The sequence below is a fragment of the Clostridium sp. D46t1_190503_E9 genome (assembly GCF_015555225.1).
In the GTDB taxonomy this organism is placed as follows: domain Bacteria; phylum Bacillota; class Clostridia; order Clostridiales; family Clostridiaceae; genus Clostridium.
On the sequence record NZ_JADNKB010000010.1, the window covers coordinates 158,889 to 174,585 of the forward strand.

The 15,697-nt window shown below is 27.1% G+C and carries 13 protein-coding genes and 1 other RNA gene; 12 read left to right on the forward strand and 2 right to left on the reverse strand.

Translation table 11 applies throughout. The features are described 5' to 3' along the window. Nucleotides 1-211 precede the first annotated feature (211 nt). The 6 genes from I2E83_RS12905 (at nt 212) to I2E83_RS12930 (ending at nt 6,418) form a co-directional block, all read left to right on the forward strand. A complete protein-coding gene (locus I2E83_RS12905; RefSeq protein WP_195430175.1) occupies nt 212-1,192 on the forward strand; it encodes a Gfo/Idh/MocA family oxidoreductase in 981 nt (326 codons plus the stop codon). 164 nt (nt 1,193-1,356) lie between these two features. Beyond that, complete coding sequence (locus I2E83_RS18075) at nt 1,357-1,701, forward strand: N-acetyltransferase (protein ID WP_243249641.1); 345 nt, start codon at nt 1,357-1,359, stop codon at nt 1,699-1,701. Between the two features lie 690 nt (nt 1,702-2,391). Beyond that, nucleotides 2,392-2,745: a transfer-messenger RNA gene (ssrA, locus tag I2E83_RS12915) on the forward strand. A gap of 114 nt (nt 2,746-2,859) precedes the next feature. Continuing rightward, a complete protein-coding gene (locus I2E83_RS12920) occupies nt 2,860-4,107 on the forward strand; it encodes a hypothetical protein (protein ID WP_195430177.1) in 1,248 nt (415 codons plus the stop codon). Further along, the gene (locus I2E83_RS12925; RefSeq protein WP_195430179.1) at nt 4,107-4,553 is read left to right on the forward strand and encodes a three component ABC system middle component; all 447 of its coding nucleotides are present in this window, start codon (nt 4,107-4,109) and stop codon (nt 4,551-4,553) included. The genes I2E83_RS12920 and I2E83_RS12925 overlap by 1 nt, the downstream gene beginning before the upstream one ends. Beyond that, complete coding sequence (locus I2E83_RS12930) at nt 4,550-6,418, forward strand: DUF3732 domain-containing protein (protein WP_195430181.1); 1,869 nt, start codon at nt 4,550-4,552, stop codon at nt 6,416-6,418. Before I2E83_RS12925 ends, I2E83_RS12930 begins: the two co-directional genes overlap by 4 nt. Nucleotides 6,419-6,643: 225 nt before the next feature. On the opposite strand, the gene I2E83_RS12935 is transcribed toward I2E83_RS12930, so the two are convergent. Then, the gene (locus I2E83_RS12935; protein WP_195430183.1) at nt 6,644-8,035 is read right to left on the reverse strand and encodes a hypothetical protein; all 1,392 of its coding nucleotides are present in this window, start codon (nt 8,033-8,035) and stop codon (nt 6,644-6,646) included. Nucleotides 8,036-8,959: 924 nt separating this feature from the next. Here I2E83_RS12935 and I2E83_RS12940 point away from each other — a divergent pair. From I2E83_RS12940 to I2E83_RS12965, 6 genes are all read left to right on the forward strand, one after another. Further along, complete coding sequence (locus I2E83_RS12940) at nt 8,960-9,391, forward strand: nucleotidyltransferase domain-containing protein (RefSeq protein ID WP_195430184.1); 432 nt, start codon at nt 8,960-8,962, stop codon at nt 9,389-9,391. Further along, on the forward strand, nt 9,375-9,830 hold the full coding sequence (locus tag I2E83_RS12945; protein ID WP_195430186.1) for a HepT-like ribonuclease domain-containing protein: 456 nt from the start codon (nt 9,375-9,377) through the stop codon (nt 9,828-9,830). Before I2E83_RS12940 ends, I2E83_RS12945 begins: the two co-directional genes overlap by 17 nt. An 84-nt stretch (nt 9,831-9,914) precedes the next feature. Further along, nucleotides 9,915-10,355: a DUF5616 domain-containing protein gene (locus I2E83_RS12950; protein ID WP_347708065.1), complete on the forward strand. Its 441-nt coding sequence runs from the start codon at nt 9,915-9,917 to the stop codon at nt 10,353-10,355. A gap of 160 nt (nt 10,356-10,515) precedes the next feature. After that, nucleotides 10,516-12,234 (forward strand): ABC transporter ATP-binding protein, encoded by a 1,719-nt coding sequence (locus tag I2E83_RS12955; RefSeq protein ID WP_195430188.1) that lies wholly within the window; start codon nt 10,516-10,518, stop codon nt 12,232-12,234. 2 nt (nt 12,235-12,236) lie between these two features. Continuing rightward, a complete protein-coding gene (locus I2E83_RS12960; protein WP_195430190.1) occupies nt 12,237-14,090 on the forward strand; it encodes an ABC transporter ATP-binding protein in 1,854 nt (617 codons plus the stop codon). 344 nt (nt 14,091-14,434) lie between these two features. Then, entirely contained in the window at nt 14,435-15,088 is a 654-nt protein-coding gene (locus I2E83_RS12965; protein WP_195430193.1) for a 4Fe-4S binding protein, read from the forward strand. 243 nt (nt 15,089-15,331) lie between these two features. Here the strand turns inward: I2E83_RS12965 and I2E83_RS12970 are convergent. Beyond that, nucleotides 15,332-15,697 (reverse strand): helix-turn-helix domain-containing protein (locus tag I2E83_RS12970; RefSeq protein WP_195430195.1); only part of this gene is annotated, 366 nt, incomplete at its 5' end.

Genomic DNA, 15,697 nt, shown 5'->3' on the forward strand with positions numbered 1-15,697 from the left:
TAAGTACAATCAAGCTTTCTCATATTTTTAAATAATACATATTAAAAATGCAAGAATTAATAATAGTAGTATGTGCAGTTAAAATAAAAATATGAGGAGAAATTAAAAAGTGAAAGAATTGATTGCATAAGTCTTGATAGAAAATATTAGTAATATAATATATAATTGAAATGAGCAAATAAAAGGTACTAATGAGTTGGAGGGATGATTAATGATTAATATTGGTGTTATAGGAACTAATTTTATAACTGAATGGTTAATAGCTGGAGCAAGGGAAGTTGAAGGTGTAAATATATCTGCAGTTTATTCAAGGACTGAGGAAAGGGCAAGGGAGTTTGCCAATAAGTTTAATATAGAAAATATATTTACAGATTTAGAGGAAATGGCTAATAGTCATTTAATAGATGCTGTTTATATAGCTTCACCTAATGCTTTGCATGCTGAACAAGCTATATTATTTTTAAATCATAAAAAGCATGTGCTTGGAGAAAAGGCTTTTGCTTCAAATACAAAGGAAGCTGATGCAATGATAAAAGCAGCAAAGGAAAATGATGTTGTCTTAATGGAAGCAATGAAAACTACATTACTTCCAAACTTTAGAGTTATTAAAGATAATCTTCATAAGATTGGTAAGGTTAGAAAGTATTTTGCAAGCTACTGTCAATACTCTTCAAGATATGATAAATATAAGGCTGGAGAAGTGTTAAATGCATTCAAGAAGGAACTTTCAAATGGAGCTATTATGGATATAGGAGTTTATTGTATAGCACCAATGGTAAATCTTTTCGGAAAGCCAAATACAGTAAAAGCAAATGGAATAATGCTAGAAACTGGAGTTGATGGAGAAGGTAGCGTAGTCTTTGGCTATGATGATATGGAGGGAGCTGTAATATACTCAAAAATAAGCAATTCATATCTTTCGTCAGAAATTCAAGGGGAAGAGGGGAGCATTATAATAGATAGAATTAATACATTTAATAATGTAAAAATAATATATAGAGATGGTAGAGAAGAAGATTTAACATTAGAACATAAAGAAGCAAATATGTGTTATGAAGTAGAAGAATTTGCCAACTTAATTAGAAGTGGAGAAAGAGAATCTAAGATTAATTCATTAGAAGTTTCTAGGAATGTGATTGAGGTTATTGAAGAAGCTAGAAAGCAAATTGGAGTGGTTTATCCTGCGGACTAGAACAATGGATAATTGATAATGGACAATTGATAATTAATGAAATAATTCAGGCGAGCTGAATTATGGAAAGTGAAGAGTGAAAAGGGAAAGAGTGAAAAAGTTGAAAAAATAATTCAGACAAGCTGAATTATGAAAGTAAGAGTGAAAAAGATTGGGGTTATAATTTGGATAATTTAATAATTAGAAAAGAAAGGGAAGATGATTATTTTAATGTTGAGTATATGACTAAAAAGGCATTTTGGAATTTGCATATACCTGGATGTGATGAACATTATTTAGTTCATATGCTTAGAAAAAGTGATGATTATGTCGAGGAGCTAAGTAGGGTTGCAGAGATTAATGGAGAAATTGTTGGATTAATAATGTATTCAAAATCTTATGTAACTGATGGGATAAATAAGACAGAGGTGCTGACTTTTGGACCATTATGTGTAGAGTCAAGTTATCAAAATAAGGGAATAGGTAAGGCTTTACTTGAAACAACTATGGATTTAGCAAGAAAAGCATGACATAAAGCAATTATAATATACGGGGAACCTGAATATTATCCGAAGTTTGGATTTAAAACTTGTGATAACTTTGGAATTACAACTAAGGATTCTAAAAACTTTTCTGCATTTATTGGAATAGAATTAATAAAAGATGGACTTAAAGATGTACATGGAAAATTTTTTGAATCAAAAGTATTTGAAAATCTAGATCAAGAAAAGGTAGAAGAATTTGATAAGCAATTTCCTCATATGCAAAAATTGAAATTACCAGGACAATGGGAATAGTATTTATATAGGTTTGCTATTACAGTGAAGCATATTCTTTAGAAACTAGTTACAAAACAAGCAAACTTATATGTAACTACTTTTTATTAAGAAATTAATTATAAAAATAGTAATATAAGAAGCTTTTTCCCTTAATGCTAATAAGATTAGGTTTAAATTAAGTCGAATTTGTTATAATATAAGTATGTAGAAATTGTGTGTTATATAAAGTCAAATTTAGATTAGTAATAAACTTTAATTTTCATTAAATGTTAGCTAGTCTTGTTAATGAAGAAAAATTAATAAGATAGTTATAATTTTAAAATTTTTAAAAGAAAATTGTGGAAAGTAAGGATTAAATCTAAGTTGACATAGAAATCTATATAATATATAATTTACACGTAGTCAAAATTGAATATTTCGCGTTAAACTAATTCTTAACCTGGGGGCGTTTTGGCTTCGACGGGGGTAAGATGGGTTTGATAAGCGAGCCGAGGCAAGCATGTCACCTCGATAATAAAGTATGCATTAAAGATAAACGCAGAAGACAATTTTGCATTAGCAGCTTAATATAGCCGCTCATCAGCCCAGGGTGCCCACGCTCTGGATCACTGGTGTCATTGAAGTGGGAAACGAAGTTTAGCAAAGCTTTGAGCTAAAGGGGTATTCATGAAGCTAGGGAATTAGGAGTTTGTTTGTGAGCGAACTAAGGACCGAAATTTTAGTCACAAACTACGCTCGTAGAAAGTCAGGCTGGTCTGCTTTCGGACACGGGTTCGACACCCGTCGCCTCCACCAACAAATCCACGACAGAAATGTCGTGGATTTTTTCTATTATTAAGTTATTTATGGATTTATTATAGATAATATTGTAAAATTAGAAAGTATAAGGTTATATGAGGGAGAGATATTATGAGAGAAATGAGTTCTTTTCAAGAGAATGTATCTGCTGACAAAACATCTATAGGATTTGAATACCAGTTTTACTATTTTATATATAAAATACTTGGTTTAAAAAAAGGTGATAAATTAGGATATGAAGTAAAAGATGATGTCCATTTAGAATTATCTAATGGTGAATATATACTAATGCAATTAAAACATAGCATGAAACAAAAAAGTAATGGTAGTATTTCTAATTTAACTACTAAAGATATAGATTTGTGGAAGACAATGTATAATTGGATTAATATGATAAATGAGATTGACGAAGGTAAATATAATAAAGAAAAATTAATGAAATATACTTTTATATTAGTAACTAATAAAGGGAGAAGTGGAGAAAATATAGTAGTATCTAATATTGAAGATTTTAGGAAAGATAAAATATCAATAGAAGAAATTAAAAAAAATGTTAAGGAATTAATGGATAATACTAATAATAAAGAGAAGTTATTTAAGTATATGAAAACATTTTATGATTTAAGTAATGATATTTTGGAAGTGTTTTTAAAAAGAATAAAGTTTGATTTAGAATTTGATGATATTATTGAAAAAATTAAAGACAAAATTGAGAGTGAAGCATATATAGATAAAAAAAGAATTGATGATGTTTTAAATGAGTTAATTGGTAATTTTGCGGTATGGAAATTTGAGACGGTTAAAGGAAATGGATTAATAATAATAGATTATGAAGAATCTTATAAAAGAATAAGGCCTTGTTATGAAAAGATAAAAACACAAGGAATTCCAGACAGAAAAATACATATAAATTTGCCAGATAGAATAATGAACCAAAAATTTATAGAGGAATTGATAGAAATAGGAGATATAGAGGAAGATGACATTAATGAAGCAATAAAGTTTACAAGAAATATGTTAAATATTAACGGGCTTTTAGAAGTAATGTATCAAGAAGGGCTAACAACTAAATCTGAAATCAAACATTTGGAGAGAGAAGCGATAAGTTTATGGGAAAATATACATAGGGAATCATATAGAAAGATAAAAAGAAAGATAAAAAATAATACCTTAAATGAAGATGAAAGAATAGATATGCTATATGATAAAGCGTGTGCTTGTATTGCAGAAATTAGAAAACAGAGATTGAAAGTTAATAAAGAGGAATTAGATATACAATTATGTAATGGTGAGTATTATTCCTTAGCTAATGAGGAAAAGGTTGGATGGAAATTAAATTGGGAGGTTAAATACAAGTAATGATAAATTATATCTATAATAATGAAGCGATAGGAGTAGTGGCAATATATTCAGTTATAAAAGAGTTGGAAGAAATTGAGTATTCAAAGGCGATGTTGATACTTCCGCTTATGTTAAATGATAAATTGATTAAATTTCTTGGGAGAGCAAATACAAAAGTAAGAGGAATAGAGGAGCTAATAATAAAAAAAGGACAAGTTCTAACAAATTTTAATGAATTTTATTTGGAAATGCTCCCTATTAGTATTAATTCTTTAATAATACTAAATGAAATGCAAGTAATAGAGATAGAAAATGGAATTATTAGAATTATAAAAAAAGAAATAAAATTTGATTTAGATGTTAGTAAAAGAACTAATAGTATGTTAAAGTCTGTTAAAGGAATTTGTGAAATATTGAAGATACAGAGTGAAAGTTTATATTTACAATTGAGGGTGATTTTATGAAGTTCTATTTTGATAAAATAATATTATGGACAAAAAATGGTAATATAAGAGAGCTGAATTTGAAGGCAAATAAGGTCAATATTATTACAGGTGATAGTAACACTGGAAAAACAACAATTTTAAATATAATTGAATATTGTTTTTTTTCTAGTGAAAATATAAGAATTCCCGAAAGAATAATTAATGAGAATACAGTTTGGTATGGAATTAGATTTTATATTAACGGAAAGTTATATACAATATGTAGAGCAGCATTAGACTCAAATGGAAATCCTTCAGCTGAGTATTATTTTTCAGGGAGTGGAGATATACCTATAAGACCTATTACTAATAGTAATGAAAAAGAAATTAAGGGATTAATAAATTATGAATTATCTATAGATGAAAATGTAGTTATTCCTTATGGTGGGAAAAAAATAAGAGCAGGAAGTAAAGTATCAGCAAGATATTTTATGTTATTTAATAGTCAAGATGAGAATACGATAATAAATACTGAAACATTTTTTAATAGACAAACTGATGAAAAATATAGAGAAGCATTAGATAGAATATTTGATTTAGCATTAGGTATTTCTATACCAGAAGATGTTACTATAAAAGCAAAGCTTCAAAAATTAAATAATGAACTTAGAGTGTTAGAAAAAAAACAATTAGTTAATGAAAATAGAGAACTGATATTTAAAAGTGAAATTGAAGAATTGGTGAAACTAGCTAAGAAGTATAATCTATTAGAAAAAAAGGAGCCTATTTCAAGAGAAAGTTTAATAAAAATAAAACAAAATATAAATTCTACCAAGTATATTAATGAGATATTCGAGGAAGAAAATAATAAATTAAAACAATTGCAAATGGAAAAAATAAAGATAAAAAAACAAATAAAAAACCTTAAAGAATTTAAGTATGAATATGAATATGCAAAAAAAATAATAGAGAAAAATAAGGATAGTCTTTTACCTATAAAATATTTAAAAGATAATTATAATGAAATTATAGAAAGTCCAATAGTAAAAGATTTTATTGAATTGCTAGAAGAGCAATTAACAATTATGTCTAGAAAATTAAAAGAAAAAAAACCAATGGATTTTGATTATTTAAAAGAGATAAAATCTTTGGAATTAAAGCTACAAGAATTAAATGATAAAATTAATATAATTTCGGTTGAAGACTATAAGAGTATAGAATTGAAAGAATTATTTATGGTCATGGGGGAATTAAATACTAAAATTGACTTATACTTAAATAATAAAAAAATTGAAAATAAGGATTATTTAAAAGATATAGAAAGAAAAAATGAAGAAATTGAAATATTAGAAGGAAAATTGTCTAATAGAGATGATTTGAAAATAGCAACGATTAGACTTTTGGAAAAAATAATTCAAATATATTTGGATGAGGTAACGGATTCTTTAGATTCTTATGGTGGATATGAAGCTGTAGTTAATTATAAAAATAAAAGGTTAGAATTGCAAGAACCAAGAACAACAAAGGTAGCTCATTATGTTGGAAGTAGTTCAAATATATTATTTCTTCATTTATGCATGTTTTTAGGGTTGCATGAATTATTTATTTTGAAAGACATACCGTATATTATGCCTTATATAGTGTTAGACCAACCAAGTAGACCTTATTATGATAATGCAACTAGTAAAATGAAAGATAGAGAAAAGATAACTCAAGCATTAAAACTATTAAATGATTTTGTAACACGTATGAATGAAGAATACTCGAAGGAGTTTCAAATTATAATAGTAGAACATATCCCAAAAGAAATATGGAATAAAGAAGAGTTTAATAATATATATCTAGTAGATGAATTTTATGGTGATAATAAGTTAATAAGAGTTTCTGATGTAGAGATAAGATAAATAAGTATTATATTGGTGGGTTTTAAAGGTAATGTATCACCTCCACCATAATAAGCCGTGAAGAAATTCACGGCTTTTTTACATATTTAATTGTATACTAATGGTATAACTTTTAAAATATATATTATACATATGTTTATGTTTAAATAATAAATAGTTGCTTTGACCCCTCGCCGTAAATATTTACGTTAGGAAAAATCCTCTTATTCGATTAAGCTACTAAAATTAGATTGCTATCGTATATATCTTTATGGGGTTACATAATTTATAGTATGGAATTTTAATTTTTTCAAATATTTCTAATTCAAAGCTACCATACCTACAAATATTACAAGCTGCATTTAAGTCGGCATTTATTATTTTATTAAAACTATAATCTTTAAATAATCCTCTTTTAACTCGTCTTCCTCCGAAAACATCAATTGAAATTGAATTATTTGAAGCTAGTGATTTTACTTCAAAAATCTTTCCGCTTAAACAAGAAGTTTTTGAAGTATATGATTCATCGATTTCAATTATTTTTATATTATATTCTGGGGCTTTTATGCATAGATAATTTATTAATTTTATTATTGGAATTTGGAGAAAATGATTTTTGATTTTTTGTGATATTCTACACTTACCATTATTTTTTAATTCATTAATAGTCTTTGATAATACTAAATGTGTTACATTGTTACTTTTTAAATATAATAATATATATTTAGATAGTTTATGAAATTCTGAAAAAAAGTGATTATATTTCTTTTCATGAAGAAATTTTTTATAATCAGTTAAATATTTAATATCTCCAAGTCTATTAAGATTATCAAGATTGTTAATGGTGTTATCCAATTTGGAAAGAAATCTATTGAATTTGGCATTATAATTAATGAAATTTTTTCCACTAATTATTAAAGATTTAGTTGTAGTATCGTGAATATATATTGAAGCTATATTTTTAATTCCAATGTCTAATCCAGCATATTTTACTTTTTCTACAGGATTAATATTAGTTTTAGGTTCAATATAATTTATTAGCATGTAGATATAACCATTTGAATAGTTTAAATTAATGTTCTTTATATTATCAAAGCTTTTAACTATTTTTAATAATGGTTCATGCTTTACATGTGTATAAATCATTTTATCGTTTAAATTTATACCAATAGTATTTTTCTTTTTAAATGTAATAGATTTATATCCATCCATATACAATGTTATATGATTTGCATAAGCTAATGATTTTGTAGACGGTTTATTAGCTTTAAAATCACCAATCTGTGATTTTGTATATGTAGATTTATAATTTTTTTTAACATTTTTAATTTGCTCTACAATGTTATGTATTTTTAGTTCTCTTGTAACATTAATTATATCATTCATAAGTGAATTATTTTTATAATAATTCTTAATGTAGTCAACATAGTCTTTTAATTTACCACCTGTATTATTTGTAAAGACCGCTCTCATTACTCTTCCATTAGTTAATAATCCGAAGTTTTTACCATTATTCTGATTTAAATCTTGATTGATTAAAATTATTAGCATATTTTCAAAATGTTGAGTAAGAAAAATTTTATGTTTTAGATAGTTAATTATATGTTTATCTTTTATTCTAATCTTTACAGTTCTCAAAAATCACACCTCCTAATAGTAGTATTCTATATTTATTAAAAAATATAATAGAAATAAGCTAATAACAATTATAATTATCTTATTTTATTACGAGAGATATATAGGTAAGTGAAATTTATAGAAGTGTATTTTAAAAAAGGAAAATATTTAAGTATTAGATGATAAGAAAGAGTTATTCATTACAATGATGTCTAATTTAGTTTGATAAGAACATAAATTAATTTCAGTGAATGTTACATGGGGATAACGTAAGAGATTTGCAAGTAGAAAAATAAGGTTACATTATAAGTAATTCTTAGAATATGAAAATTTGAAAATAGAGTGCTAAAATAGTTGAATCATAAGTTCAAATATAAGGCTAATACATAAATGTAGTTACTTCACCTAAAAATATGGTAACTACAAAATCATTTACAAAATGAAATATGAAATGTACATATTGAATATTTAGTTGAAGTATCATAGCAAATTTATGTTCTAGTAGATATTGAAGTAAATAAGAGGAGAATTGAAGTTTATTAAATTAAAATACTAAGGTTAGATTTTAACAATTAAAGTTTAAGACCTATAAGTTAAGAGATTTCTTAACTTATAGGTCTTATTTTACTTAATATATAAAGCTAGTGAAAAAGTAATCTATAATTAATATATAAGTATTTAAAACTATTTTCAAACTTTTTACGTATAAGATTATGTACGGGTATTAATAGGAAGGGGGCATAAATGGTTGATGATGAATTAAAACTTATTGATAATATATATATAAGATAAAGAAGTATTTTAAAATAAGTATCTAATATATATTTAATTATTTATAGAAAGTGCTATTGCTTTAAACTTAAGATTTCTATAGAGTTTTATGTTTAATAACATAACTGTTTAGTATATAATATAACTAAAATTATAAATATAAGGAGTTTCTATATGGATAAAGTAGAATTTATAAAAAAATTAAATAAGTATAGAGAAATTGTAGCCTTATGTGAATTTGGAAGTTATGGTACTAAGGATTGGATTAAGGATAGAAGTGATATTGATTTAATTGCTGTTACTAAGCCTAATGTTACTTTTTTAGATACCTTTAATATAGAAGATGGAATAAAAGAAATAGCTACTGATTTTTATAAATATAATAAAATACATTTAACTTTCTTATTGTTTAATGACTTTTCAAATAAATATGCACGTATTGCAGTAGACAGTGATAATATATATATTTTAGATGAAGAAAGATGGTATGACTTTAATCATTATGTCTTAAAATCTGTAAGAAATAACGAAAAGTTAGAGAGAACGTTAAGAATAGACGAACAATATAGTTATTTTGGAGGTATTATTGATGAGTCCTTACTATAGATATAAGAAAGAAAAGTTTTTAGAAAAATATCAAAGTGCATATGATAACTTAGAAGATCTTAAGGAAGCTATCAATGAGTATAAGAAAAGTAATAATAGAATTATAAAAAGAGCAATGTTTGCATTTTTTCAAGATTTCTCTGAGTATATAGTAGATATGTGTGAAAGTTATATAATAATAAATGATGGAAAATTAAAAAGTACAACATCATCTATTCAACTAATAGAAAAATCATATGATATGGGATTTTTTGATGAAAAGCTCAAGAGTTATCTTGTGATGGCTGTTAAATTAAGAAATAGATATACGCATGATTATTATTTAAGAGAAGAAAGTGAGAAGTTAATAGAGGAATTTTGCTTTAAAAAGCTGGCTTATTTAAATATATTTTTAGAGGAAAGTAAAGATAAAGTTATTTTAAGATATAAAGAAAATTAAAGCTAGTAGCGCTTTGAAGAGTGCTACTAGCTTATTATTTTTTAAAAGGAAATTACTAATCTTTCAAACATTGAAGAAGTACATATAGATGGGGTTAATACAATAATAACTTTAGAGGTTGCTTTATGTAATTCTTTAATTATTAAGTCTATGGATGAAACCATAAGAGATTTAGCGGGACTTAGGGGTACTTATTCAGTTATAGATAAAACTGAAGTTGCAATTAAGCTGATAGGTGAATTTTTATTAAAACATAAAATTGAAAAAGCTATATTTTATTTAGATAAGCCAGTTTCTAATTCAGGTAGATTAAAAATGAAAATTCTTGAGGTACTTGAAGGTTTAGAACTTCAAATTGAAGTATGGAATATTGATAATGTAGATAGTGTTTTAAAATCAAAGGAAAATGTAGTATCTAGTGATGCAATAATTCTTGATAATTGTATTAGTTGGATTAATTTAAATATGTATATTATTCAAGAGAAGATATCAAATAAAAATTGTATAGATTTTACTAAGTTATAGTATGTTTGCCGACCACAACTATAATACAAGGCGGCGAGCAATATGGAATTATATGAATATGTTATGGGTATTTTTTCTTGGATTTTTAGCAATACGAATAAATTAAGGAGTATAATATAAAATAAAATATAAAGTATTAAATAAAGAAGGAGATGAAGTAGTGAATTTATATAATAAATATATCAAAAAATATAAAATTCCTTTTTTAACTGCTGTTATTTGTGTAACCTTGGAGTCTATATGTGATTTGCTGGGACCAACCCTTATGTCTAATATAATTAATTCAGGAATAGATGGAGGAAGTCTTTCAAGTGTTTATTACTGGGGGACTTTAATGCTTATGGTTACAGTTCTTGGGGCTTGCTTTGCTATAACCAGAAACATTCTTGCATCTAAGGTTTCTCAAAGAGTTGGTGCAGATTTAAGATATGATTTATTTGAAAAGATATTACACTTTTCGGAAAATGGAGCTGATAAAATTGAAAGTGGTTCCCTTATTACTCGTATGACTAATGATACTTCTCAGGTTGTTCAATTTATAAATGGAATTATGCGTATTTTCCTAAAGGCTCCAATAACCTGTATAGGAAGTATTATCCTTGCAAGTATTCTTAATTTTAGGCTTTCTTTAGTTATTTATGGGGTTGTAGCCATAGTTGGTATTCTTATAGTTATTAGCATGAAACTTAGTTATTCACGTTTTTATAAACTGCAAAAGGCTATGGATAAGGTAAACTCAGTTGTTCAGGAGTATCTTATTGGTGTTAGATTAGTTAAGGCATTTGGTACTTATGATAAGGAACAGGAGAAGTTTGGGGAAACTAACGACAATTTAATGGAGAAGGGTATTTCTTCTCAAATGATTATAACCTTAACAGCACCTCTAATGACATTTATTGTTGGTATTGGAACCGTACTTATACTATTTGTTGGAAGTGGGCTTTTTTCATTAAACCTTGTGAATCCTGGAGACATAACAGCATTTACAATTTATATGGCTCAAATTCTTACATCTTTAATAATGATAACTAATATATTTAATACCTTTGTTAGAACAAAAGCATCTACTGCTCGGATTGAAGAAATTTTAAATTGTGAAGAGGATTTTCCTTCTATTGGAGAAGATTCAGAGTTAAATGGAGCAGTGGAATTTAAAAAAGTTACCTTTGCTTATCCTAATGGAAGTGGTTTGCCTGCTATTAAAGATTTATCTTTTTCATTAAAGTCTGGAGAGAACCTTGCGATAATAGGACCTACAGGTAGTGGAAAGTCCACAATAGCATGGCTATTATTAAGGTTTTATGATGTTAACGAAGGAAGTATATTAATTAATGGAAAGAATATTAAAGATATAAGAGTGGATACTCTTAGAGATAATGTTTCTATTGTTCCTCAAAAGCCAATGTTATTCTCAGGGTCAATTATTGAAAATATTAAATGGGGTGATAATAATGCCTCTAATAAAGAAGTCAAATTAGCATTGGAAAAAGCAGAAGCTTCTTTTATAGAGAATATGTCAGATGGGTTTAATACTCTTTTAGGTGGAGGAGGAGTTAACTTATCAGGAGGGCAAAAGCAAAGAATTTCTATTGCACGTGGAATTATTAAGGCATCTAAAATCATTATTTTAGATGATGCTACTAGTGCTTTAGATGCAGTTACTGAAGCTAGAGTTAGAGATAATCTTAATTCCTTGGAAGATAATAGAACTATTATTACTATTACACAGCGTTGTGGGACTGCTATGTTCTCAGATAAGATACTTGTTATGGATAATGGGGAGAAAGTTGGTTTTGGAACCCATAGCGATCTTATGAAAAGTTGCCCTATTTATAAAGATATTTATAAAACTCAAATGGAAAGTAGCAAGGAGGCATAATAATGGGACAAATATATAAGAAACAAGAAATGCAAATGCCTTCAATGGGAAGAGTAGGCGGTGGGGGACCAAGCAGGTTTGCTCCTAAGGCAAAGCCGAGAAATGCTAAAGGCACATTAAGAAGGATTGTAAAAATATATATGAGGTGGGGAAAAACCATATTATTAGCCATGATTTTAACAGCTATGGCTTCTTTAATAACTGTTTCTATTCCTTATTTTGTTGGAAAGACATTTAACTATCTTAATATAAGCACTAGAACTGTAGATAGTAATATGTTTATAACACTTTTAATGATTATAGCAGCTCTTCATTTATCTAATTTAATTATTTCAAGCATTAATGGAGTAATTATGCTTAAAGTATCTCAAAAACTAGTCCATGCTTTAAGAACTGAGTTTTTTAATAAGATGCAACGTTTGCCTTTAGAATTTTATGATACCAGATCCCATGGTGATACAATGAGCAGAATTACTAATGATGTAGATAATATTAGCTCTACAATAGCTCAAACCACTACACAGCTTATATCAAGTATTTTAACTTTGGTTGGTTCATTTTTAGTAATGATAAACTTAAATCTTCAGCTTACTTTAGTTGTGCTTTTATGTGTTCCTTTGGTAGTTTTATTAACTAAAACAATTGCATCTAGAAGCAGATCCTATTTCCTAGCTCAGCAAAAAAGTCTTGGTGCTTTAAATGGAGTTATTGAAGAAAATATTTTAGGATTAAAAATGGTTAAGGCTTTTGGAAAGCAAAAGGATATTTTAGAGAATTTTAAAGAAATTAATGAGAATCTTTATGCAAGTAGTAATAAGGCTCAAATATGGTCTGGTTATATGATGCCTTTAATGAATGTTATAAATAATTTTATATTTACTGTAGTTTCCATTGTTGGAGGAATACTATCTGTAGGATACGGCTTAGCGGTAGGTACTGTTGTTAGTTTTTTAAGCTATTCAAAGCAGTTTGCCCAGCCTTTAAACTCTGTAGCTGGAATGTTTAATACAATACAATCCGCTCTTGCTGGGGCTGAAAGAGTTTTTGAAGTTTTAGATACATTAGAGGAAAAAGAAGATATAGAAGGAGCAATAGAGCTTGAAGATCCAAAGGGAGATGTAGAATTTAAGGATGTATGCTTTTCTTATGATAAATCTACTCCTATTTTAAAGAATATTAGTTTTAAGGTTAAGGCGGGAGAAACTGTGGCATTAGTTGGAGAAACTGGTTCAGGTAAGACAACAATAGTTAATCTTCTTACACGTTTTTATGACAGTGACAGTGGTGAGATTCTTATAGATAATGAGCCAATAACAAATTTAAAAAGAGACAGCCTTAGAAAATGTTTTTCCGTAGTTCTTCAAGATACATGTTTATTTACAGGAACAATCATGGATAATATAAGATATTCTCAAAGTTCTGCATCTGATGAAGAGGTGATTAATGCTGCTAAAATAGCACATGCACATGAGTTTATAAGTAAATTGCCAAAGGGATATAACACAAAGGTTTCTGGAGCCACTGATAATTTAAGTCAGGGACAGCGCCAGCTTATATCCATTGCTAGAGCAGTTTTATGTAATAGTTCAATTCTTATTTTAGATGAGGCAACCAGCAGTGTTGATACTAAGACAGAGAAGGAGATTCAAAATGCCTTAGTTAGATTAATGAAAAATAGAACTAGCTTCTTAATTGCTCATAGACTTTCTACAATTAGAGATTCTGATAACATTATGGTTATTGGTGATGGTAAAATACTTGAAAGTGGAGATCATAAAACTTTAATGGAGAAAAGAGGATATTACTTCGAAATGGTAATGAGCCAGATGGGAAAGTTAAATGTAGAGAATGAATAAATTATACAGGGAGAATTAGAAGTAAGAAGTTAGAAACTTTATATAAAATAGAGTTTCTAACTTTTTATTATTTATTGATAGGATTGCTTATTTGCTATATAAGTATCTGTACACTATAATAGCTAAAAATATAGAAGAAATTCTTTATTTAATAGGAAAAGATAAAAGTGCTATTGTAAAAAATATATTATAGCTAGTAGTAAGCTAGAAGCCCCTTCGCCATTAGATACGTAGAAAGTAATGAATGTATCTAAATGGATATGTAATAAAGTCACAGAAGGATATATATTAATCTGTATAATTAAATAGTAAAACTGTCATAAATAAATTTAAGGGGGATATGCATGAGCAGTTTATTTAAAATTTGGAAAAAGTGGTCGTATGTAATTCTAATAACTTTTTTAGTTTTGGGTATGTTTGATTTTAGAATTGGATTGATTGCATCAATTTGTATGGTTGCGCCTATAATAATATCTGTATTTAAAGGTAGATTTTGGTGTGGGAACTTATGTCCTAGGGGAAATTTTTATGATAATGTAGTATCTAAGTTTAGTAATAAAAAGAAAGTTCCTAAATTTATTAAATCGCTATATTTCAGACTGTTAGCTATAGCACTAATGCTTACTGTATTTACTACTGGAATGATAAATAACTGGGGAAATTTATATGGAATGGGATTTGTAATATACAGGCTTATAGTAATAACAACTATTATAGGTTTAGTATTAGCTCCATTTTACAATGAAAGAACCTGGTGTAATTTTTGTCCAATGGGAAGTATAGCTGCATTTATATCAAAATTTAGAAACAAGCAGAATAAAAATCTTTTATTAAGCATTAATGATGATTGTGTATCATGTAAGTTATGTACAAAAACATGTCCTATGGGAATAAATGTTCATGAATATAAAGGGGAAAGTATAACTTATTATGATTGCATACAATGTGGTAGGTGTGTAAATAAATGTCCTAAAAAATCTATAGGATATACAAAATAAAAATATATAAATTCTTTAAGTGGAGTGTACTTTTTTATAAGTAATTCATAACATAAAGAAATTTAGTGTTATACAAAAGTTATTAAGCTTACAATTTCAAATGATTTAGTTAGCAAGTTTTAAATCTTATTTGCTGGATTCTTGAAAAATAGTATAACTTAGATGTTTTTATTTGTCTCTCATAAGAAATTAATATAATAAAAAAGCCTATGTACAATTCGGTTACATAGGTGTTTTTTATTTTTAATCAGAATTCTTTGAAGAGGAATATTCACAACTACCATCTAACTCAGGGTAATATTTAACAGACCAATTTTCAAATTCCTTGATGAGTTTGGTAATTTCTTTTCCTTTATCAGTTAGATGATACTCAACTTTAGGTGGAATTTCAGCATATACTACCTTATATACTAATCCATCACTTTCTAGTTCTTTTAAATTTTGATTTAAAATCTTTTGGCTTATGCCTTCAACCATTCTTTGAAGTTCTAAAAATCTTTTAGGGGCATTATATAAATTACATAGTAAAAGAGCCTTCCATTTACCACGTATAAAATCCATTGCAAAATCTAATAAACAAACATATTTTTTGTTATTGTAAGAAATCAT

Bases quoted from the DNA above. Each gene is read 5' to 3' on its own strand.
- I2E83_RS12905 (WP_195430175.1), top strand. From the start codon at position 212: ATGATTAATATTGGTGTTATAGGAACTAATTTTATAACTGAATGGTTA.
- I2E83_RS12920 (WP_195430177.1), top strand. From the start codon at position 2,860: ATGAGAGAAATGAGTTCTTTTCAAGAGAATGTATCTGCTGACAAAACA.
- I2E83_RS12925 (WP_195430179.1), top strand. From the start codon at position 4,107: ATGATAAATTATATCTATAATAATGAAGCGATAGGAGTAGTGGCAATA.
- I2E83_RS12930 (WP_195430181.1), top strand. From the start codon at position 4,550: ATGAAGTTCTATTTTGATAAAATAATATTATGGACAAAAAATGGTAAT.
- I2E83_RS12940 (WP_195430184.1), top strand. From the start codon at position 8,960: ATGGATAAAGTAGAATTTATAAAAAAATTAAATAAGTATAGAGAAATT.
- I2E83_RS12945 (WP_195430186.1), top strand. From the start codon at position 9,375: ATGAGTCCTTACTATAGATATAAGAAAGAAAAGTTTTTAGAAAAATAT.
- I2E83_RS12960 (WP_195430190.1), top strand. From the start codon at position 12,237: ATGGGACAAATATATAAGAAACAAGAAATGCAAATGCCTTCAATGGGA.
- I2E83_RS12965 (WP_195430193.1), top strand. From the start codon at position 14,435: ATGAGCAGTTTATTTAAAATTTGGAAAAAGTGGTCGTATGTAATTCTA.